Genomic DNA, 21,548 nt, shown 5'->3' on the forward strand with positions numbered 1-21,548 from the left:
TTTCAGTACCTTACTTCAAAGTGGGTACTACTGTGAAGGTAGTACCCACCCTACAGTTAGTGCTACCAGAACATCTACTCCTCAGGAGCACTTCGTATGAGCATCGTCATCACCGGCGCGACCGGACAGCTCGGCCGCCTCGTCATCGCCGATCTGCTGGCTGCCGGCGTACCGGCCGACGGGATCACCGCCGTTGCCCGCAGCAAGGAGAAGGCGGCCGACCTGGCCGCGCAGGGCATCCGCGTCCTCGAAGCCGACTACGACCGGCCGGAGACGTTCGAGGGCGCCTTCGACGCCGCGGACCGGGTGCTGCTGATCTCGGCGAGCGAGGCCGGGCGACGGATCCCGCAGCACGCCGCGGTGATCGACGCTGCCAAGGCGGCCGGCGTCGCGCAGCTCGCCTACACCGGCATCTTCGGTAGCCCCACGGCCGACTTCCTGCTGGCCGCGGACCACCAGGCCACCGAGCAAGCGATCCTCGACTCCGGTTTGCCGTACACGTTCCTGCGCAACAACTGGTACGTCGAGATGCTGACCGCCAACGTCGGGCCGGCCATCGAGCACGGCGCCGTCGTCAACGGGGTCGGTCAGGACAGCGTGATCGCCACCGCGACCCGCGCCGACTACGCCGCGGCGGCAGCCGTTGCCATCAGCACCGACGGTCACCTGAACAAGGCGTACGAGCTGAGCGGCGACCACGCCTGGACGTTCGGCGAGTTCGCCGCCGAGATCACCAAGCAGTCCGGGAAGCCCGTCGTCCACAAGACCATCAGCCACGACGAGAACGTCGCCTTCCTGGTCAGCGTCGGCCTCCCCGAGGGCTTCGCCGAAGTCCTGGCCGACGTTGACGACGCCATCACCCGAGGCGCCCTGGCCGGCACCCCCGGCGACCTCTCCCGCCTCATCGGCCGCCCCACCACCCCACTGGCCGACTCCATCGCGGCCGTACTGGCCTGACCTTCGACCGGGCTGGCAGCCGATCGAGCTGCCAGCCCTTCTTTTCAGGGCAGGCGCGCCGCCGCAGCCCGCGCGAACTTCTCGAAGTTGGCCGGCTTGACGCCCTTGCCCATCTCACGGAACGCGACCACGCTCACGACACTCCCCTTGAGCGTCACGGCGTACGGGAACCCACCGTCCTCACTCCCCGGATCCGACGGCAGCGGGTAGTCGTACCAGCGCAGGATCACCGTCGCGTCCCCCACCGCCAGCTTGCGATCCTCCGTCAACTTGCGCGCATGCGTCGGCGCCGGCCTCGCAGCTCTACAGGACTTGATCGTCTTCACGATCGACTCGTACGCCGCCTTCGCCGCGGCCGGCGTCTTGTACCGCGTCAACCACTGCCCACCCGACGCATCCAGCCCATTCGCAAAGTTCCGGTTCAAGCTCCCCGCAACCCCGTCCCCCCGAGTAGACCCCCGCCCACAAATCGGCGTACTAGCACTCCCCGAAGTCTCCGCCCAATGCCGACCCGGATCCCCCTTGGCCACCTCGGCTCCCGTCAGCAACATCCCACCAACCAACCGAACCGGCTTGGTAGGCGAAGTACTAGGCGGCTTAGGCCCACCCGGCGTCTGCGAGGGCCCACCCGTCGGCGTAGCCGTGCCCGGTTTAAGCGGCAACCCAGGCGTCGACGGCCCCACACTAGGCGTACCAGCCGTAGGCGTAGGCGTAGGCGTACTCGACACACTCCCCCTAGCCGTCGGCTTCACATCGTTGCCACAGGCCCCCAACACCAGAACCAGCCCCGCAGCCCCCACCACAACCCGCTGCCATCCCCGAACACCCATGATCCCCTCAATCCCTAGCCGTCTCCCTTGGACGCTAGCGACCCCCCATTAGTTCACCCACCTCCCACGCCGCCTCCACCCACCAACTTCCGGATGTCAGCTGCGGCGGCGGCCGTCTAGGCCTGTGGTGGAGATGCGGGTGATGAGGGTGCGGGGGGTGAAGCGGCCGAGGGTGACGAGGAATTTGTAGCGCCGGCTAGGGATGGAGATGGCCTTGCCGGACATCAGGTCGGACCAGGCGGCGTCGACCAGGTCGGCTGCGTCCAGCCACATGAAGGACGGGATGATGGACTTGTCCATGCCCATCCGGTCGTGGAACTCGGTGTGGACGAAGCCGGGGCACAGCGCCATCACCGCGACGCCCTTGGCGTGCAGCTCGATCGCGAGGCCGGCCGAGAAGCTCGTCACCCAGGCCTTGTGCGCGCTGTAGGTGCCGCGCTGGAAGAAGCCGGCCACCGACGACACGTTGATCACCGCGCCGGAGCCGCGTTCGATCATCGGCAGGATCGCGGCGTGGGTGAGCCGGAGCACCACCCGGACCAGCAGGTCGAACTGCTTCTCCTCGACCTCGATCGGGTTCGCCCAGAACGGCTTCTTCTGGCCGAAGCCGGCGTTGTTCACCAACACCTCGACAGGCCCGTCCGCGAAGCGCTTCTCGACCGACGCAAGCTCCGCGGGCTCGGTCAGATCCGCGGCGAGCACCTCGCAGGAAACCCCGTGCAGCCGGGTGAGCTCGGTCGCGAGCTCCTTCAGCCGCGCCTCGTCCCGCGCGACCAGCACCAGGTCGTATCCCTCGACCGCCAGCTTCTCCGCGAAGGCCCGGCCGATCCCGGCAGTAGGTCCAGTGATGAGCGCCGTCGCCACAGCTCAATCCTCCCGTCGATGACCGCACCAGTCTGTCACTACTCTGGCGAGATGCGGCCCGACATCGACACCTGGGTACTCGATCTCGACAACACCCTCTACCCGCCCAGCACCGGCCTAGCGGACCAGATGAACCACCGGATCCGCGAATACCTGAGCAATCACTACAAGACCGATGAGGCGGGCGCCCGCCGGATCCAGTCCGAGCTCGTCGCGACCCACGGCACCACCCTGCGCGGCTTGATGACTACCGAAGGCATCGAGGCCGCCGACTATCTCGCCTTCGAGCACCGCATCGACTACTCCGTACTACGGCCTGACGGCGCCCTGGCCGCCGCGATCGCAGCCCTCCCCGGCCGCAAGTTCGTGTTCACCAACGGATCGGCTTACCACGTGGAGCAGGCACTCGACCGGCTCGGGCTGACCGGCCACTTCGACGGCACCTTCGACATCGTCGCCGGCGACCTGATCCCGAAGCCGTACCCGGAGAGCTATCAGCTGTTCAGCACCAAGTTCGGGATCGACCCAAGCAGGACAGCGTTCTTCGACGACCTGGCGGTCAACCTCGACGTGCCCGATCAACTCGGCATGGCGACGATCTGGGTCAACGGCGAGCCCGGGCCCGGCCCCGCGCCGTACGAGTTGGTCGGCGGGAGCCGAAGGCGAGTATGGGATCTCGCCGGGTATCTCCGCTCACTCTCCGACGGCTCGGTGATCAGCGACAAGTGACGCCGCGAGGGCCAACGTCGCGGCGTCCAAGGCCCCTGGTTCTGTGGCCGCATAGGCGGCGATGACCCGGCGCTCAAGGGCAGCGAAGTCCAGGCCGACCGTCTCGCTGGCGAGAGAGCCGACCGACACAGGATCGAACGGGAGCTCCAGAAGCCGGTAGATGTCCGTGAGCAAACCCCGGAGTACGTCGTCGTCGCCGAGCACGATCAACGTGCTGAAAAGCCAGGCATTCCGTACTACGCGTTGCCCGGTACCCACGAGCTTCACGACGCCCCGCGCGTTGACGCTGTGCGCGCCCGGGCAGTACTCCCCCGGCACCGCGCCGACCCGGGCATCGATGCCGAGTTCGCGAAGGATCTCGGCGTACAGCGTTCCGTAGTACTGGAATCGCGTCTCCAGCCCGTCTGGCGCGAGCGGTTCGTGTTTGACGTGGTCGATCACCAGCGCCTGCGTCGTGTAGGCGACCGGCCGCCCGCCGACCGCCCGGACCAGCGGCTCGAAGCCGGCCGCGCGTGCCGCAAGTACCGCGGCGTCGAAACCGGGCAGCCGGGTGTCGCGCCGGCCGAAGACGACGACCGGTGCGGCGGGACGGTAGATTCGCAGTGCCTCGGCGAGTTCGCCGGTCGACGCGCGGCGTACCAAGGCATGGGCGACGGCGAGCTCGAGAGCCTCATCGTCCGTCGCACCCGAGAAGAGCTGCACCGCCGCATCGTGTCACGCTGTTCTGACATCTGATGAATTGGCCAACGCGTCGTCGCCAACTCCCCGAAACGAGCACATTCGCCCTAAGTCATCTGAGGACTTATCCTCGGAGGGACTGACAGCGAACGGGGAGGTGCCGATGGCGGCGACGGACAAGGCGTTGGCCGGGCTGCGACAGATGATCGCATCCGGGGCGCTCGGACCGGGGGAGAAATTCCCGCCGGAGCCCGAACTCTGCGATCGGCTGGGCGTCTCCCGCAGCTCTCTTCGCGAAGCGGCCCGTTCGCTGGCCGCGCTCGGCGTGATCGAGTCCCGGCACGGATCCGGTACCTATGTCTCCGCCCTGGACCCGGCCGAGATCATCAGCCGCTTCTCCCTGTCGGTCGAGCTGATCCCGCTCGAAGGAGTGCTCGAACTGCTCGAAGTACGCCGAGTGCTGGAAGCGCACGCGACCGCCGCGGCCGCCGCACGCCAGGACGTCGAACTCGAGAAGACGCTGGCCGACATCCTCGACCGCCTGGAGGCGACCACCGACGCCGGCCAGATCCAGGCCCTCGACGCGGAATTCCACAACCTGATCTGTACTGCGGGCGGCAACCCGACCGTCACCGCGCTGACCGGGGTGATCCGGGGCCGCGGCGGCCACTACCGGATCTTCGAACCGGGCGCCGATTTCGACGCCATCAAGCAGACCAGCGACCGCGGCCACCGCGCGATCCTGGCCGCCATCGCCGGTCGCGACCCAGCCGCCGCGGCCACCGCCGCCTCCGCCCACATCGCCCAGACCGAACTCTGGCTCCGCGCCCTCCGCCCGGTGCCACAGATCTAGTGAACGCGGGAAATTACTTCCCATTGTCAAGATCTTGCAGGGAATCATCGGGATGCGTATCGTCCGGGCCCAAGCGGTGACGTGCCTCGATGAGCAGGGGCGGCGGCCGTTCAGCTGAGGGGGATGTCGCCCGTGTCCCACAAACCCATGTCCCGGCGTCAGGTCGCGCTGGCCGGCCTGGCCGTCGGAGCGTTGATCTCCACCGCCGCGCTGTCCACAGCCGCGGCGCAACCGACCGCCCACCCGCCTGCCCCGAAGATCACCAGGGCTGGGCTTGATCCCGCACTGGTCCAGGGCCGCGGCGCCACCGTCCCGTTCGTCGAGCAAGAGGCCGAGAACGCCTTCACCACCGGGGAGAAACTCGGCCCCAGCCGCGAGGCCTACTCCTTGCCCGCAGAGGCTTCCGGGCGTACCGCAGTACGGCTGACTTCTCCTGGTCAGTACGTCGAGTTCACCCTCTCGCGACCCGCCAACGCGTTGACCCTGCGCTACAGCATCCCTGATGCAGCGGGTGGCGGCGGGCTCAAGGCGCCGCTCGATGTCGTTGTCAACGGCAAGCACAAGCGGACGATGACGCTGACCTCGGAGTACGCCTGGCTCTACGGCATGTATCCGTTCTCCAACGACCCGAACGTCGACCCGATCCCTGGCTGGTGGAAGCCGGAGCCGGACCCGGTCACCAAGCCGTTCCGGCCGAACCACTTCTACGACGAGCAACGCCTGCTGCTCGGCAAGACCTACCAGGCAGGCGACAAGGTCCGCTTCCAGCTGCCGGCCAATTCGCCCGCGGCCTGGACGGTGCTCGACGTCGCCGACTTCGAGCAGGTCGCCGCACCGATCAAGCAGCCGAGAAAGTCCTTGTCCATCAGGCTTTTCGGCGCCGACCCCACCGGCCGGTACGACGCTGCGCCGGCGATCGACCGAACCATAGCGGCGGCCAAGAAGATCGGCTGGACCGTCTACATCCCACCGGGCACCTACCAGGTGAACCGGCACATCGTCGTCGACAAGGTCGCCGTCCAGGGCGCCGGCAACTGGTGGTCGATCATCAAGGGCAAGGTGCTGCCGCTGGCCGAACCAGCGCCGGACAAGTCGGTGCACAGCGCGCCCGGCTTCTACGGCAAGTACGCGGCAGACGGCGGGAGCACGAAGGTTCACCTGTCCGACTTCGCGATCGAGAGCGACGTCCGCGAGCGGGTCGACACCGACCAGGTGAACGGGATCGGCGGCGCGATCGGGGGTGGTTCGACCATCCAGAACCTCTATCTGCACCACACCAAGGTGGGCATCTGGCTGGACGGCCCGATGGACGGCCTGCTGATCCGCAACAACCTCATCACCGACGCGGTTGCCGACGGGATGAACCTGCACCTGGGCGTCTCGCACGTCCGGGCGACCAACAACTTCGTCCGCAACAGCGGTGACGACGGGCTCGCGATGTGGTCCGAGAAGAACCCTGACGGACTGGCGAACCACAACAACGTCTACGACCACAACACCGTTCAGACCCCGGTGCTGGCGAACGACATCGCCATTTACGGCGGCAAGGACAACGCGGTCACCGACAACCTGGTCGCCGACCCGATCCGCGAAGGCAGCACCCTGCACGCGGGCTCGCGGTTCAACTCGACGCCGTTCGAGGGGACCTTGTCGTTCGCGCGGAACACCACGGTCCGTGGCGGTCCACGGGATCTCAACTGGGATCTCGGCCTCGGCTCCATCTGGCTCTACGCACTGGAGTCGAACATGTCCGGCAAGATCGAGGTGACCGACAGTTCGTTCCTCGATTCGACCTACAACGCGATGATGTTCGTGGTCGACTGGCCGGTCAAAGACACCTGGTCGCTGACGAATGTTGCCTTCCGCAACATCAAGGTGGACGGCACCGGGACGAACGTGGTGAACGCCCGGGTCGGCGGTTTCGCCAGCTTCGAGAACGTCGACGCCCGGAACGTGGGGGCGCCGTTCGTCAACAACTGTGGCACTTTCCACTTCACGGGAACGCCGGAGTTCGACGTACGACTGCTCGGTGACAGCAACGACGGTGGCTGGACCGCCGATGCCGGAGCACCCGGTCACTGTGAGGACCGGCCGCCAGTCGTGCCGCCGCCACCGCCGGGTCCTTGGCAGTAGGACGCTGGTAGTGCGGTGGGTCCGCCCCCGACCCACCGCACTCGGTCAGCCTTCGACAGCGACCGGCACCGCGACTTCCTCGTCGGCAGCCGTACTACGGCGCTTCCGGAACGCGATGATGATCACCGCCGCGCCGATCAGCGCGCAGCCAGCGGCCGTCACGGCGGCGATGTGCATCGAGTGGATGAAGGCGTCGTTCGCCGCGTGTACCAACTCGGGCCGTCCGAGCGCAGCCGCCGTACGCCGGGTTGCTTCGGCCGAGCCCTCCGCCGATTCCCGTGCACCAGCGGGAAGGCCGGCCAGCGACGGTGCGATCGAGTGCTGGTAGACGTTCGACAGGATCGTGCCGAGGACCGCGACCCCGAGGACGCTGGCGACCTGGCGGATCGCGTTGCTCACGGCCGATCCGGCGCCCATCCGGTCGACCGGGAGCGCGGCCAGGATCGCCGCCGAGGTCGGTGCGACCGCCGCGCCGATGGCCACACCGGCGACGAGGCCGACCACGCAGAACCAGATCAGGGGCGTGTCGATCACGTAGGTCAGGTTCATCGCGTGGCAGAAGGCGAACGCGGCGAGCGCCGTACCGGAGACCGCGGCGATGCTGAAGCGACGGGCCAACCGTGCGCCGAGCGGTGCCCCGATGACGACGCCGAGCGCACCTGGCAGGGAGAGCAGTCCGGCATGGAGTGCCGTCATGCCGCGAGCACCTTGCAGGTAGAAAGTCACGTACAGGCTCTGACCTGTGATGGTGAGGAAGAGGGCGGCGAGACCGAAGTTGCCCGCTGCGAAACGCCGGTTGCGGAACAGCCGTGGGTCGAAGCTGGGTTGCTTCTCCTTCCATTCGGAGTAGAGGAAGCCGGCGATCAGGACGACACCGGCCGCGATGCTGCCCCAGACCTGCCACCGGCTCCAGCCGCCGCGCTGGCCACCTTCGATCAGGCCGTACGCCACCCCGAGCAGGCCGAAGGTCGACAACCCGAGCCCGAGCGGATCGAGCCGGCGCCGCTGCGGACTGCGCGGATTCGGCACGACGAGCGCCGCGCCGACCAGGCCGGCGGCGACCAGCGGCAGGTTGATGAGGAAGACCGAACCCCACCAGAAGTGGTCGATCAGCAGCCCGCCGAGCACCGGGCCGGTCGCCACCCCGACACCGGCCGAGGACGACCAGGCCGCGATCGCACCGGCCCGTCGCTGGGGCGGGAAGGTCGCGCCGATGATCGCCATCGAGCTGGGCATGATCATCGCGCCGCCGATCCCCATCAGCGCGCGGGCCAGAATCAGCGAGACCGGCCCGGGCGACCAGGCGGCCCACGCCGACGACACACCGAAGAGCGCCATCCCGGTCATCAGCACGGTGCGATGGCCGTACCGGTCGCCGAGCGCGCCGGCGGCGAACAGGGCGGTGGCGAAGAACAGCGAGTAGATCCCGAGCGCCCACTGCAGCTGCCCGGGGGTGGCGCCGAGGCCGTCGACCGGATCGGCGAGCCGCTCCAGCGCGATACCGAGCACGGTCGCGTCGATCCAGATCAGGATCGCCGACACCACCAGGATGGAAAGGATCCGGCGTTGCCGCCGGTGATCGACAAGCTCCACGTCGACTCCGTATGATTGACAGGTTCCTGACGGGACTCAGCGTCGCACGATCGTCAGGAACCTGTCAATCATCCTACCGGGCAGAATGGCGGCATGAGCTACGTCGAGGAGACCGACTGCGTCACCTTCCTGGTGCGGCACGCCTGGCTGAGCATGCGATCGGCCGTCGCGGTCGCGCTGGCCGAGCACGAGCTGTCGGTTCCGCAGTACGGGACGTTGCTGATGCTCAGCCACCAGCCCGGCCGGACCATCGCCGAGATCGCCCGCAAGGTCGGCACCGCCCGCCAGTCGGCGAACGAGCTGATCACCGGGCTGGAGCGCGCCGGCCTGATCGAGCGGCAGCCGAACCCGAACGACAAGCGCTCCCAGCTCGTCTACCTGACCGAGGGCGGCAAGGCCCGGCTCGCCGCCGCCGGCCCCGCCGTCCGCGCGGTCGAGGCCGAACTCGAGGCTGACCTCACCGCCGCCGACCGCGCCGCCGCCCGGGCCTGGCTCCAACGCATGGTCGATCCAGAAGTGACTATCGACGAGCCCTGACGGGCGAGCGGTTAGGGTCGGAGCATGCGTGATCATGCGGTGCGGCTGCAGGGGCTCGGGACGACGATCTTCGCCGAGATGTCGGCGCTCGCCGTTCGGACCAACTCGGTGAACCTCGGGCAGGGCTTTCCCGACATCGACGGACCCGACTCGCTGCTGGAGGGGGCGATCGCGGCGATCAGGGCCGGCGCGAACCAGTACCCGCCCGGCCGCGGCATCCCCGCCCTGCGGCAGGCGATAGTCGATCACCAGCAGCGGTTCTACGGGTTGACCTACGATCCCGACACCGAGGTGCTCGTCACCACCGGCGCCACCGAGGCGATCGCCGCCGCTCTGCTCGCCTATGTCGAACCCGGTGACGAGGTGATCGCGCTCGAGCCGTACTACGACTCGTACGCCGCCTGCATCGCGTTCGCCGGCGGTCGCCGGGTGCCGGTCACGTTGCGGGCGCCCGATTTCCGGCTCGACCTCGACGAACTCCGGGCCGCGATCACGCCGCGGACGAAGGTCCTACTGATCAACTCGCCGCACAACCCGACCGGCACCGTGCTCGACGACACCGAGCTCCGCGGGATCGCGGCGCTGGCCGTCGAACACGACCTGGTCGTCATCACCGACGAGGTCTACGAGCACCTCATCTTCGACGGACTCCAGCACCGGCCGCTCACGGCGTACGAGGGAATGGCTGAGCGCACGGTCTCGATCGGCAGCGCGGGCAAGACGTTCTCGGTCACCGGCTGGAAGATCGGCTGGGTCACCGGTACGCCGTCGGTCGTGACCGCGGTGAACACGGCGAAGCAGTTCCTCACCTACGTCTCCGGCGCTCCGTTCCAGCCCGCCGTCGCCGATGCCCTTGCCTTAGGCAACGAGTACTTCGACACCCTCCGCACCACGATGCAGGCCAAACGCGACCTCCTCTGCGACGGCCTCGCCTCCCTGGGCTTCGGCGTCCACCGCCCCCAGGGCACCTACTTCGTCACCACCGACATCCGCCCCCTCGGCCACACCGACGGCATCGAATTCTGCCGCCAACTCCCCGAAAAGGTCGGCGTAGTAGCCATCCCCCACCAGGTCTTCTACGACAACACCGAAGCCGGCCGCCCCCTGGTCCGCTGGGCCTTCTGCAAAAAACCCGAACTCCTCCAAGAAGCCCTATCCCGCCTCAGCAAACTCTGATAGTCCCACGATGGCGCCGCGGGGCCGGCAGCTGTCAGGCGTCCGGTGCTGGGCGGTGTGGCGGCCGGTCTTGTGGTCGGCGGTTCCTTGCGCGGTTGGGGATGGGGTGGGTGCCGTTGTGGTCGACGTGGAATTGGTAGCCGTGAGGTGTGGTCCATTCCAAGGTGTGGGGGTTGATGCGGTGAACGGTCCAGCCGCCGTGGGTTTTGAGTCGGTGGTTGTAGCGGCGTAGTGGGTTGAGGTTGTCGGTGCGGGTTTGTGGTTCGGTGTTTGCGGGGTGGTAGGGCTGGATGTGGTCGAGGTCTGTGGCGGTGGTGGTTTCGGTGGTGCCGTAGGGGAATTGCTCAATGGGGTAGCGGAGGTTGATCTGGTCGCGGAGGCGGTCGGGGATTTCGTAGCTGTGGACGCTGATGGGGGTGTTGAGGTCGTTGACGGGGCGGACGACGATGCGGTGGTGGCCGAGGAGTTCTTCGAGTTGGTGGGTGTACACGGGTCCGTAGCCTTCGATGCGGGCGATGCCTTGGCCGGTACGGAGGGTTTCGTCGGTGATGTGGATGGTGAGGACGGTTTGAAAGGTCCGGCGGCCGCGGTTGGCGGGGTCGCGTCGGATGGTTTCGAGTCTGCGGCGTAGTTCCAGGCGTGCCGCAGCGTCCATGCCGTCCGGGGCAGGGTTGTCGACCGGCTCGGGTGGTTCACCCAGGCGGGGTGGTTCACCCGCGCGGGGTGGTTCCTCCGCGCGGCGTGCCTGGGCCTGGCTGGGAGGGTGGTGTGGGTTTGGTGCCGCCGGGAGGGCGACTGCTTGGCCGAGGGGGTGATCGGGGGTGTTGGGGGGTGGGGTGTCGCGGTCGGCCTCGTCGTTCGGGCTGGGCTCGGGGAACTGGTGCGGGCGGTTGAGGTGGTCCGGCCCGGGTTGGCTGGTGTGATGGGCCTGGCGGGTCTGGTCGGAGACGGTTCCGGTGTGGTTGGTACCGGGCGGATTGTGGCTGGTGCTTGCCGGTTCGGTGCTGGCGGGCGGTTCGGTGGTGGGGGCGGGTTCGGTGCTGGCGGGCGGTTCGGTGGTGGGGGCGGGTTCGGTGCTGGACGCGGGGTTGGTGGTGGGGAGGTGGTGGGCGGCGGTGAGGAGGTCGGTGGCTAGTTCGGGGTCGGCTAGGAGGGTGGCGGCTTTGGCTCGGCGTTGGTCGAGGGTGCTGGTGTCGCCGGTGGCGGCGAGGGCTTCGGCGAGTTGGGTGATGGTGGCGTTGAGGGACAAGATGCCGCCGGTGCAGGCCTTGATGAACAAGGTGGTGGTGCCGTGGTTGTCGGTGCGGCCGACCCAGACGCCGCGTTCCTTGGCTTCGGCTTCGGCTTTGGCGCGGGCGGCTTCGGGGTCGGCGTCCCAGATCGCGGTCTTTTTGATGGTGGCCAGTTGGGGGCCGGTGACGGTGTCGATGATGTCGGCGACGCGGTGGTCGACGATACTCGCGGCTTCCAGGGACAGCGTGACGCAGTCCTGGGCGAGCTGGCGGGCTTTCCAGGCGGTGGCGTGGCCGGTGAGGACGCGTTGCCAGGTGAGCGGGAACCGGGCGGGTAGCGCGACGCATTGGCCGAGGAAGCGGGCGGCGGAGAACGCGGAGACTCCGGTGACGGCGCCGTATTCGGCGGGGGCGAACTCGGCGATCTGAGGGCAGCCCTCACCACCGTAGACGTGGGCGCGTTCACCGCCGGGCAGACCGGGGTTGTGGGTGGGGACCGGGTGGAGGGCGGCGTAGTGCTGGGCGAGGAGGATCTGGTCGAGTTCACATCGCCGCTGACGCGCGTGAGCGGCTTCGACCCGGGCGAGGGTCTCGGCGGCGTCGCAGTCAGCGAACTCGATGGGGAACATGTGTTCGACTATACGCTTCCGCAGTGCAGCGCAACAAACCAGGACCAGGGCAGTTTCGCCTTATCCACAAGGGGAAACATCACACCCGACCAGACCGCCAAAACGTGTAGGCATCTGAGTCCGGCTAGACGCCAATGGTTGCCGGAGGCAACGTTCCCGAACCACCCGAGCCCATTGGCGCGACTGGCAGGGCCGGCTCGGCCGCTGAGGTCGCGGCGGGCCGATTCCTGCTGCGGCTGACGAGTTCCCGTCAGGTGGTTGCTCGCGCCGGAGGTGATTGCGAGGAACGCTGCCGAGGAGGAGGCTGAGCCGATGGGCGACGCGGACCCAGAATGGTCGGACCAGCTCAGAGTCTCGCGCTCGCCGGGCGAGGCGGCTGCCATTCGCCGGCTACTTGGTCATTCGCGCGCGCTCTCGTCCGGCCGTCCACCCCATCCAGCGGCGCGAACGGTCCGAAGCTGCTCGCCCTGAGCGAGACCGACCACACCGTGTGGAGGCACCGCCTGCGAGGCGATCCGGCGGCAGAGAACCAGGGAAGACGCCTTGTTTTAAGGGCCGAGGAGGCGGGAGAGGGTTTCTGGGTCTCGGGCGATGGCGGTGGTGTTGTCGTCGGTGGTGATGATGGGGCGTTGGATGAGGATGGGGTTGGCGACCATGCGGGCGATCCAGTCGGCGCGGTGGGCCTCGTCTCGGGGCAGGTCGGCCAACAAGGTGGCGGCGGGTTCGTTGAGGCGGGCGGCGTGCCAGGGGTCGAGGTTCAGGCGGGTGAGGACCTCGGAGAATTCCTCGGCGGTGGGTGGGTCGTCGAGGTAGCGGCGGACCGTGTAGGAGACGCCGGCCTCGTCGAGGGCGGTGGTGGCGGCCTGGCACTTGGAGCAGGCGGGGTTGATCCAGATTTCCGTCAGCGGTGGAACCAGTTCTTGGTGGGGGTTTGGAGCATCAGAATCAGCAAGGTGAGGTGCAGGGCCAGGCCGAGCAGGCCGCCGGGGAGCGAGGTGATGCTGCCGGCGATGCCGAGGGCGGCGACGACGATCAAGGTCGTGCGGGCCCAGCGGCGTTGTTTGCGCAGGAAGATCGCCGGGAGGATGTAGGCGGCGCTGCAGAGCAGGGCCGCTAGCAGCACCACGTTCTGGGCATCCTCGTCGCCGGTCAGGGTCTTGGTGATCGGTTTGCCGGCGGACGTCAGCGCGAAGAGCCCGAGCAGGATGGTGAGCACCCCCAGTGCAAGCGAGATCGCCGATGCGATCTTCACCTGCTTCGGCATCCTGGCCGGCACCGACGAATACGGGTTCGGCCGGAACGCAGAGGGCTGCTCGCCGTAGACCCCGCCGTACGGGCCAGGTCGTTCCGGCGGTGGCTGCTCACTCATGCCCCGATCCTCGCAGATCACGCAAAGACAGCCGGGACCCCCGAAGGAGTCCCGGCCATCGAACAGCTCAGGCCGCGGTGACCTCGAGCGCGTCCTTCGCCTCGTTCAGCCCGACCCGCACGGTGTCGCCGTCCCGAATCGCGCCGGACAGCAGCCCGCGGGCGAGCTCGTCGCCGATCGCCGACTGCACCAGCCGGCGCAGCGGCCGGGCGCCGTAGACCGGGTCGTACCCGGTCAAAGCCAGCCATTCCATCGCGTCCTCGCCGACCTCCAGCGTGATCCGCCGGTCGGTGAGCCGCTTCTGCAGCGCGGCGATCTGCAGCCCGACGATCTTGGTCAGCTCCTCGCTGCCGAGCGCGTCGAACAGCACGATCTCGTCCAGCCGGTTGATGAACTCCGGCTTGAACGACTGCCGGACCACGTTCATCACCTGGTCCCGCTTGAGCGCGTCGTCGATCGACATGTCCGCCAGGTACGCCGAGCCGAGGTTGCTGGTGAGCACCAGGATCACGTTCCGGAAGTCGACCGTGCGACCCTGCCCGTCGGTCAGCCGACCGTCGTCGAGCACCTGCAGCAGGATGTCGAAGACCTCGGGATGCGCCTTCTCCACCTCGTCCAGCAGGATCACCGAGTACGGCCGGCGCCGGACGGCCTCGGTCAGCTGCCCGCCTTCCTCGTAGCCGACGTACCCCGGAGGCGCACCGACCAGCCGCGAGACGCTGTGCTTCTCGCCGTACTCCGACATGTCGATCCGGACCATCGCCCGCTCGTCGTCGAACAGGAAGTCCGCCAGCGCCTTCGCCAGCTCGGTCTTGCCGACACCCGTCGGGCCGAGGAACAGGAACGACCCGGTCGGCCGGTCCGGATCCGAGATGCCGGCCCGCGCCCGGCGGACGGCGTCGCTCACGGCCTTCACCGCTTCGCGCTGGCCGATCAGCCGCCGGCCCAGTTCGTCCTCCATCCGGAGCAGCTTGCCGGTCTCGCCCTCGAGCAGCCGCCCGGTCGGGATCCCGGTCCACATCGCGATCACCTCGGCGATCTCGGTCGGACCGACTTCCTCGTTCACCATCGCGTCGGGGCCATCTGCCACCTCAGGTTCGGCGGAGGCTTCCTCCAACTCCTTGGTCAGCTCGGGAATCTCGCCGTACAGGATCCGTGAGGCGGTCTCGAAGTCGCCGTCGCGCTGGGCCCGCTCGGCCTGGCCGCGGAGCTCGTCGATCCGCTCCTTGACCTCACCGATCCGGTTCAGGCCGGACTTCTCCTTCTCCCAGCGGGCTTCGAGCGCCCGCAGCTCCTCCTCGCGGTCGGCCAGGTCGGCACGCAGCCGGGCCAGCCGGTCCTGCGACGACGCGTCCTCCTCGCGGGACAGCGCGAGCTCCTCCATCTTCAGCCGGTCGACCGTCCGCCGGAGCGAGTCGATCTCGACCGGCGAGGAGTCGATCTCCATCCGCAGCCGGGACGCGGCCTCGTCGACCAGGTCGATCGCCTTGTCGGGCAGCTGCCGGCCGGAGATGTACCGGTTGGAAAGCGTCGCGGCAGCGACCAAGGCGCTGTCGGAGATGGCGACCTTGTGGTGCGCCTCGTAGCGCTCCTTCAGCCCGCGCAGGATCGCGATCGAGTCCTCGACCGACGGCTCACCGACGAACACCTGCTGGAAGCGTCGCTCCAGCGCCGGGTCCTTCTCGATCCGGGTCCGGTACTCGTCGAGCGTGGTCGCACCGATCATCCGCAGCTCACCACGCGCCAGCATCGGCTTCAGCATGTTGCCGGCGTCCATCGCGCCCTCGCCGGACGCACCGGCGCCGACCACGGTGTGCAGCTCGTCGATGAAGGTGATCACCTGACCGTCGGATTCCTTGATCTCGGTCAGCACCGCCTTGAGCCGCTCCTCGAACTCACCCCGGTACTTCGCGCCGGCCACCATCGCGCCGAGGTCGAGGCTGATCAGCCGCCGGCCGCGCAGGGACTCCGGCACGTCACCGGCCACGATCCGCTGCGCCAGGCCCTCGACGACGGCGGTCTTGCCGACGCCGGGCTCACCGATCAGCACCGGGTTGTTCTTGGTCCGCCGGGACAGCACCTGGACGACCCGGCGGATCTCGGAATCCCGCCCGATCACCGGGTCGAGCTTGCCGTCGCGGGCACGTTCGGTCAGGTCGACGCCGTACTTCTCCAGCGTCTTGGTGGTCCCCTCCGCCTCGGGCGAGGTGATCCGCCGATTGCCCCGCGCGGCGTCGAACGCCTGCAGCAGTGCATCCGGTGTCACGTCAAGCGCCGATTTGGCGACCCCCTCGACGGTGGCCAGCGAGATCAGCAGATGCTCGGTGGAGACGAACTCGTCCCCGAGCCCCAGCGCCCGCTGCTCAGCCTGGTTGAGCACATCGCTCGTCTTGCCGGACAGGCTCGGCGCCTGGACGCTGCCGCCACTCGTCTTCGGCAACCGGGCCAGTTGCTCCGCCGTACGGCGGCGTACCGCGTCGACATCTGCTCCGGCGGCCTCGAGCAGACCGACCGTGGTCCCCTCGGGCTGCGCGAGCAACGCCGACAACAGGTGAATCGGTTCCACGGTCGGATTGCCCGCCGCGGAGGTCTGACGGATCGCGACCGACAGGGTTTCCCGGGCCAGCGTCGTCAACCGCTGAACGTCCATCTGGTTCCAGCCTCTCAAGCTCAAACGACAAGTCTTACTACTCATAACTTATCCAGACTTGAGTCCATTCCACTCAACTCTCGGGAAACCTGGGGATAACTCAGGGTTCCCCGACGCCGGCAGTGACCACTCCATCACCGACCGTCGACATTTCGAGAAGCTTCGAAAAGCGAACCATTCACCCTCCAGATCCCGTCTTCCGAGAGAGACCTGTTTCCGCCTGTCTGGAGGACTTCTTGCCGTCCCAACGCTGGATCCCGCCGGTGGTGAGCCTCGGCCTGATGCTGAGTGCCGCCACCACCCCTGCCGCCCTCGGCGCACCGCCCCGAGCCCAGTCCCCCACCAACCCACCGGCCGCCACGACCCGGATCACGCTGATCACCGGCGACCGGGTCGTCGTCACGCCGCGGACCGGTCAGCCCGACCAGGTCAGCTTCGAGCCGACCAAGGGCAGCCGCTCCGACGCCGCGTCCATCACCTACGACGGCCGGCACACGTACGTCGTACCGTCGGCCGCCACCGCCGATGTCGCGAACGGCCGGCTCGACCGCGCCCTCTTCGACGTCACCACACTGATCGCCGAGCATCGCGACGACGCGCACTCCAAGACCATGCCGGTGATCATCCGGTACGCCGGTACGCCGGCCGGCGCGCTCGCCCGGGCCAAAGAGACCCAGATCCCCGGGGCCGCGAAGACCCGGGTACTGACCAGCCTCGGCGCGAAGAGCGCCCAGATCACCAAGACCTCCGCGACCAACTTCTGGCAGTCGCTCACGACGGGTACGACCGAGCGCGTCGCAGGCACCGTCCAGCGCGTCTCGCTCGACCGCCAGGTCAAGGCGAGCCTCGACCAGTCCGTGCCGCAGATCGGCGGGCCGGCCGCCTGGCAACGCGGCCTGACCGGCAAGGGCGTCAAGGTCGCCGTCCTCGACACCGGAATCGACCCCAACCACCCGGACTTCGCCGGCCGGATCGGCGCGACCCAGAACTTCTCCGCCGCACCGGACGCGGGTGACCACTTCGGTCACGGAACACACGTCGCCAGCATCACCGCGGGCAACGGCGCCGCATCCGGCGGCAAGTACAAGGGCGTCGCTCCCGATGCCACCCTGCTGAACGGCAAGGTCCTCGACGACAACGGCTTCGGCGACTTCTCCGGCATCGTCGCGGGGATGGAGTGGGCCGCCGCGCAGGGCGCCTCGGTGATCAACATGAGCCTCGGCGGCGATGCCAGCGACGGCACCGACGACCTGTCCCAGGCGGTCAACCGGATCAGCCGCTCCAGCGGGGCGCTGTTCGTGATCGCGGCCGGCAACTGCTTCGCGCCCGAGCCGCAGACCGTCTCCAGTCCCGCCGCCGCGGACGATGCACTTGCCGTCGGCAACCTTCAGCGGGACGGATCGCTGAACGACACGTCCTGCCGTGGCCCGCGCAAGGGCGACGGCGCGCTGAAGCCGGAGATCTCCGCACCCGGCACGGACATCGTCGCCGCCAAGGCCGCGGACGCGGTGATCGGCACCCCAGTCGACGACAACTACACGACCCTTTCCGGTACGTCGATGGCCTCACCCCACGTGGCCGGAACGGCCGCCCTGGTCGCCCAGGCGCACCCGGACTGGAAGGCCGCACAGCTCAAGGCCCGCCTCATCTCGACCGCCGACCCCCAGCTCGGCAGCAAGGTCGACGAACAGGGCGCCGGACGCGTCGATGCCGACCAGGCGACCGACAACAGCGTCACTGTCGACACTGGAGAACTAGAGCTCGGCGTACTGCGCTGGCCCTACCCCACGACCGACAAGGTCAGCCGCGAACTCACCTACCGCAACCCGGGCAGTACTGCGGTGACGCTGGACCTCGCCGCCTCGACCGACCCGGCAGCGGCGACTCCTCAGCTCAGCGCGAACCAACTCGTCGTACCGGCGGGTGGTGAGGCCAAGGTGACCGTGACTGCCGACCGTGCAGCCGCCGGAACCGGTGCTGTCTCCGGCCGGGTCACCGCGACCGCAGCGGGCGCCGACCCGATCGTCACCACGATCGGCTGGTACGCCGAACCGGAGCTCTACACCCTGACGATCAAGGGTCTCGACCACAACGGCGCAGCCGCCAACGGCAACCTGGTGCTCAGCCACCTGGACGGCGCGCCGGTGGACCTGGGGCCGTTCGGCCTACCGATCGTGAACGGTACGGCGACGGTCCGCATCCCGCCCGGCAAGTACCAGGCATCGTCCACCTTCAGCGTCGGCGCCACCGATACGACGCTGGAGCGGATCGACCTCGTCACCAGCAACGAGGTCACGCTGACCAAGGACAGCACCGTCACCCTTGACGCCCGGAAGACCAAGGTGGTCGACGTCGGCGTCCAAGGCCGTAGCGACCTGACCTTCCGGGAGCGCGGAATCACTTACCAGCAGAAGAACACCGACGGACTCATCGCTGGTGGCGTCGGCGTCTCGGTGACCGGCGCACCCCGCATCCTCGGCGCCACGCCGACGCCGCAGACGGTCACCGGCAGCAGCGAGTTCGCCACCGGCGGGCGGTTGGAGGTTCCGCCGTTCCAGGCGAAGGTCGTCGGCGGCGCGGCGTTCCCGGTCCTCGACTTCTACTTCGGACCGCGGCTCGCCGGGACGAAGACCCTCGCAGTCGCCGACGCCGGCGCCGCGAACCCGGACGCGCTGGGCGACGTCCGCGGCAAGCTGGCCCTGATCCGCTACCAGGACAGCGATCCCCGCCCGGTCGGTGAGTTGGTCAAGGTGACCGAGCGGGCCGGTGCCGCGGCGGCGCTGGTCTACAACCCGGACCGCCCGGGGCAGGGCGGCGTCTTCTCCTTCTGGGCGTACGGCGACGAGCCGGACGCAACCATCCCGGCTATGCGCACCAGCCGGGTGGCCGCGCAGCAACTGCTCGACCAGCTGAAGACCGGGCCGGGCCGGGTCAAGGTCGTCGGCACCGCCTCGACACCGGTGGTCTACGACCTCGCCAAGGCCTGGCAGAACCGGATCCCGGCCGGCGCCGGCATCGACGCCCGGCCGGACCAGCTGGCGCGAGTCGACGAGGTCTTCGGTGCCCACACGCCGGGGACCAAGGTCTCGGAGAGCCGGACCGCTCGCTCACCGGGCGGCATCGACTTCGGCAGCTGGCTGCCGCCGGTCCTCGATGCTCCGTTCCACCGGACGTCGTACGTACTGGGCGGTGGCAACCTCACCTGGTCGAGCCTCCTCGTCCTCGACAACGGCGGAGACAACGGAGGGGTCAACACTCCGGAGAAGACCTACCGGGCCGGGAGCCGTACCACCGAGCGCTGGGTGGCTCCGGTGGAGAACAGCGGCCTGCCGACGCGGAAGTCCGTCGTGGGCGTCGGCCGCATGTACGGCGGGCTGTCGGTCGCCGTCAGTCCGTTCCGGCACGGCCCGGACGAGTACGCCGACTTCTACGGCGCCGGTGAATACAACGCCTCACTGGAGCGCAACGGTGTCGAGGTGGGGTCGTCGTCCGAGGAGGCCGGCGTCTTCGTCGACGTACCGGCGGACGCGGCGGAGTACAAGTTCACTCTGGACGCCAAACGGGAGACCGACTACTGGCTGTACTCCACGCAGATCAAGTCGGTCTGGACGTTCAAGTCGAAGGGCGGCGAAGACGAGCTGATGCCGCTGGTGCTCGCGGACCTCGACGTACCGCAGGCCGATGACCTCAACCGGGTGCCGACCGGTCAGCCCGTCAAGCTCACGCTGGGGCTGCGGCACCAGGTGGGGTCGAATGCCACCGCCAAGTTCGCCGTGCCGACGCTGGAGCTCTCCTACGACGGCACGACGTGGACGAAGTTGCCGCTGGCAAGGGCTTCGGACGGCAGCTACACGACGACGGTGACGCATCCGACCGCTCAGGCCGGCCACGCACCGTCGCTGCGACTGACCGCATCCGATGCCGATGGCAACAAGCTGGAGCAGCAGATCACCAAGGCCTACGGTCTGAAGTAGCGCCGAAGGGTGGAGCCGCTCCCCCGGCTCCACCCGTTACTCAGAACTGGTATGCCCCGGCGTCGAACCTGGTGATCCCGGCCAGCGGCTTGCCGGCCAGGTCGTACGGGAAGCCGGCGTTCTCACCACGGCCGATCGCCGGACTGCCGGCCTTCAGGCGCAGATCGGTGCTGCTGGTGAAGAGCGGATCGGCCTTCACCGAGTTCGGCCCGAGCGCGAACTGGTAGACGCTCCCGGCGTACACGCTGCGGTCCTCGTCGGCGCTCTCGGCGGGGTCGCCGCTGTCGAACGCGTCCTCGTAGCCGACCTTCTTGCCGACCTTGATGACGTTGCTGCGGAGCTTGAGGATGCCCGCGCCGCAGCCGGCGTCGCAGCTCCAGCCGTCGCCGTTCGGGATCGAGACCGAGTTGTTCACCGCCACGGTTCCGCGGACCGGGCCGATGTTGCTGCGCGCGCCGCGGGTCACCAGGAAGGCGCCCTGCGCCTTCGTCGAGGTGACGCTGTTGTAGGCGAAGACGTTGCCGTCGGCGGTCTTGCCGGTGCCGTTGCGGCCCAGCTCGGTGAACGACTCGTTGTCGCTGGTGGTGTTGTACTCGATCAGGTTCCGGTTGCCGTTGAAGATCTCGACCGCGGCACCGTCGAAGCCGTAGTCGTAGCTGAACGCGTACTGCCCACTGATCACGTTGCGGCTGATCACGTTGTCGTTGCCGTGCACCAGTACGCCGAAGGCTCCCGAATCGTCGTCGGGATTGACCTCCTTCGGCGTCAGCTTGCTCATCTTGGTGTTGTCCTTGATCGTGCTCCAGCGGATCGTGTTGCTGTCGGAGCCGTCGACGATCGAGACGCCGACCACGTTGGCGTCGGCCTGGACCGTGTCCAGCACGATGTCGTCACCGGCCAGCTCGAACCCGGCCCAGTCGCAGCCACTGGCCCGCAGGTCGCCGATCGCCAGGTGGGATCCGGTGACGTGCACGCAGTTGGTCACCGGCCCGCCGATCTTCGGCAGATTGCCGGTGCCGTAGGCCCCGACGACGATCGGCGCCTCCTCGGTCCCGGAGGCCGACAGTGTCAGCGTCCCGTTCCAGGACCCACCACGCTTGAAGCTGATCGTGTCGCCCGGGTGCAGGGCGACAGTGTTGACCTTGGCCAGACTGCGCCACGCCGTACCGGCCGTGATCCCGTTGGCGGCATCGTTACCGGCTGCCGCATCGACGTAGTAGGTGGCCGCGGCAGGCGCGGCATGAGCGATCGATCCAACAGACAGTAAGAGGAGGGCAAGAGGAACCACAGCGAACTTACGCACAGGCAGACCTCGTTCTCGGGCGGAAGGGGCGTAGCAGAGAT

The 21,548-nt window shown here is 68.3% G+C and carries 16 protein-coding genes; 7 read left to right on the forward strand and 9 right to left on the reverse strand.

What is annotated here, in order from left to right:
• The first annotated feature begins 96 nt into the window (after positions 1-96).
• Entirely contained in the window at positions 97-957 is an 861-nt protein-coding gene (locus tag ABZ004_RS12540) for an NAD(P)H-binding protein (RefSeq protein WP_355679926.1), read from the forward strand.
• Positions 958-1,001: 44 nt separating this feature from the next.
• Here ABZ004_RS12540 and ABZ004_RS12545 read toward each other — a convergent pair whose 3' ends face one another.
• Together ABZ004_RS12545 and ABZ004_RS12550 are read right to left on the reverse strand one after the other, a co-directional pair.
• Positions 1,002-1,382, reverse strand: coding sequence for a hypothetical protein (locus ABZ004_RS12545; protein ID WP_355679927.1), 381 nt, complete (start codon positions 1,380-1,382; stop codon positions 1,002-1,004).
• 501 nt (positions 1,383-1,883) lie between these two features.
• A complete protein-coding gene (locus ABZ004_RS12550) occupies positions 1,884-2,651 on the reverse strand; it encodes an SDR family oxidoreductase (RefSeq protein WP_355679928.1) in 768 nt (255 codons plus the stop codon).
• Between the two features lie 51 nt (positions 2,652-2,702).
• On the opposite strand from ABZ004_RS12550, the gene ABZ004_RS12555 reads away from it, so the two are divergent.
• A complete protein-coding gene (locus ABZ004_RS12555; protein ID WP_355679929.1) occupies positions 2,703-3,380 on the forward strand; it encodes a pyrimidine 5'-nucleotidase in 678 nt (225 codons plus the stop codon).
• Here ABZ004_RS12555 and ABZ004_RS12560 read toward each other — a convergent pair.
• The gene (locus tag ABZ004_RS12560; protein ID WP_355679930.1) at positions 3,345-4,082 is read right to left on the reverse strand and encodes a lipoate--protein ligase; all 738 of its coding nucleotides are present in this window, start codon (positions 4,080-4,082) and stop codon (positions 3,345-3,347) included. The genes ABZ004_RS12555 and ABZ004_RS12560 overlap by 36 nt on opposite strands.
• A 139-nt stretch (positions 4,083-4,221) precedes the next feature.
• On the opposite strand from ABZ004_RS12560, the gene ABZ004_RS12565 reads away from it, so the two are divergent.
• Positions 4,222-4,911 carry an FCD domain-containing protein gene (locus tag ABZ004_RS12565; RefSeq protein ID WP_355679931.1) on the forward strand — a complete coding sequence of 230 codons (690 nt, stop codon included), beginning with the start codon at positions 4,222-4,224 and terminating at the stop codon, positions 4,909-4,911.
• 123 nt (positions 4,912-5,034) lie between these two features.
• Positions 5,035-7,044, forward strand: coding sequence for a glycosyl hydrolase family 28-related protein (locus ABZ004_RS12570; protein ID WP_355679932.1), 2,010 nt, complete (start codon positions 5,035-5,037; stop codon positions 7,042-7,044).
• Between the two features lie 45 nt (positions 7,045-7,089).
• Here the strand turns inward: ABZ004_RS12570 and ABZ004_RS12575 are convergent, their stop codons facing one another.
• Positions 7,090-8,637, reverse strand: a complete 1,548-nt coding sequence (locus tag ABZ004_RS12575; protein ID WP_355679933.1) for an MFS transporter — start codon at positions 8,635-8,637, stop codon at positions 7,090-7,092.
• A gap of 93 nt (positions 8,638-8,730) precedes the next feature.
• On the opposite strand from ABZ004_RS12575, the gene ABZ004_RS12580 reads away from it, so the two are divergent.
• Both ABZ004_RS12580 and ABZ004_RS12585 read left to right on the forward strand, forming a co-directional pair.
• Positions 8,731-9,174, forward strand: coding sequence for a MarR family transcriptional regulator (locus ABZ004_RS12580; protein WP_355679934.1), 444 nt, complete (start codon positions 8,731-8,733; stop codon positions 9,172-9,174).
• Between the two features lie 24 nt (positions 9,175-9,198).
• Positions 9,199-10,350 carry a pyridoxal phosphate-dependent aminotransferase gene (locus ABZ004_RS12585; RefSeq protein ID WP_355679935.1) on the forward strand — a complete coding sequence of 384 codons (1,152 nt, stop codon included), beginning with the start codon at positions 9,199-9,201 and terminating at the stop codon, positions 10,348-10,350.
• Positions 10,351-10,384: 34 nt separating this feature from the next.
• Here the strand turns inward: ABZ004_RS12585 and ABZ004_RS12590 are convergent, their stop codons facing one another.
• From ABZ004_RS12590 to clpB, 4 genes are all read right to left on the reverse strand, one after another.
• Entirely contained in the window at positions 10,385-12,211 is a 1,827-nt protein-coding gene (locus tag ABZ004_RS12590; RefSeq protein WP_355679936.1) for a hypothetical protein, read from the reverse strand.
• A gap of 548 nt (positions 12,212-12,759) precedes the next feature.
• On the reverse strand, positions 12,760-13,128 hold the full coding sequence (locus tag ABZ004_RS12595; RefSeq protein ID WP_355680021.1) for an ArsC/Spx/MgsR family protein: 369 nt from the start codon (positions 13,126-13,128) through the stop codon (positions 12,760-12,762).
• Positions 13,113-13,580, reverse strand: a complete 468-nt coding sequence (locus tag ABZ004_RS12600; RefSeq protein ID WP_355679937.1) for a hypothetical protein — start codon at positions 13,578-13,580, stop codon at positions 13,113-13,115. The genes ABZ004_RS12595 and ABZ004_RS12600 overlap by 16 nt, the downstream gene beginning before the upstream one ends.
• A gap of 67 nt (positions 13,581-13,647) precedes the next feature.
• Complete coding sequence (gene clpB / locus ABZ004_RS12605; protein WP_355679938.1) at positions 13,648-16,230, reverse strand: ATP-dependent chaperone ClpB; 2,583 nt, start codon at positions 16,228-16,230, stop codon at positions 13,648-13,650.
• Between the two features lie 236 nt (positions 16,231-16,466).
• Here clpB and ABZ004_RS12610 point away from each other — a divergent pair, with 236 nt between their 5' ends.
• Positions 16,467-20,204 carry a S8 family serine peptidase gene (locus ABZ004_RS12610; RefSeq protein WP_355679939.1) on the forward strand — a complete coding sequence of 1,246 codons (3,738 nt, stop codon included), beginning with the start codon at positions 16,467-16,469 and terminating at the stop codon, positions 20,202-20,204.
• Positions 20,205-20,244: 40 nt separating this feature from the next.
• On the opposite strand, the gene ABZ004_RS12615 is transcribed toward ABZ004_RS12610, so the two are convergent.
• Positions 20,245-21,507: a hypothetical protein gene (locus ABZ004_RS12615; protein WP_355679940.1), complete on the reverse strand. Its 1,263-nt coding sequence runs from the start codon at positions 21,505-21,507 to the stop codon at positions 20,245-20,247.
• Positions 21,508-21,548 lie beyond the last annotated feature (41 nt).

The organism is Kribbella sp. NPDC006257, assembly GCF_040613535.1.
GTDB lineage: Bacteria > Actinomycetota > Actinomycetes > Propionibacteriales > Kribbellaceae > Kribbella.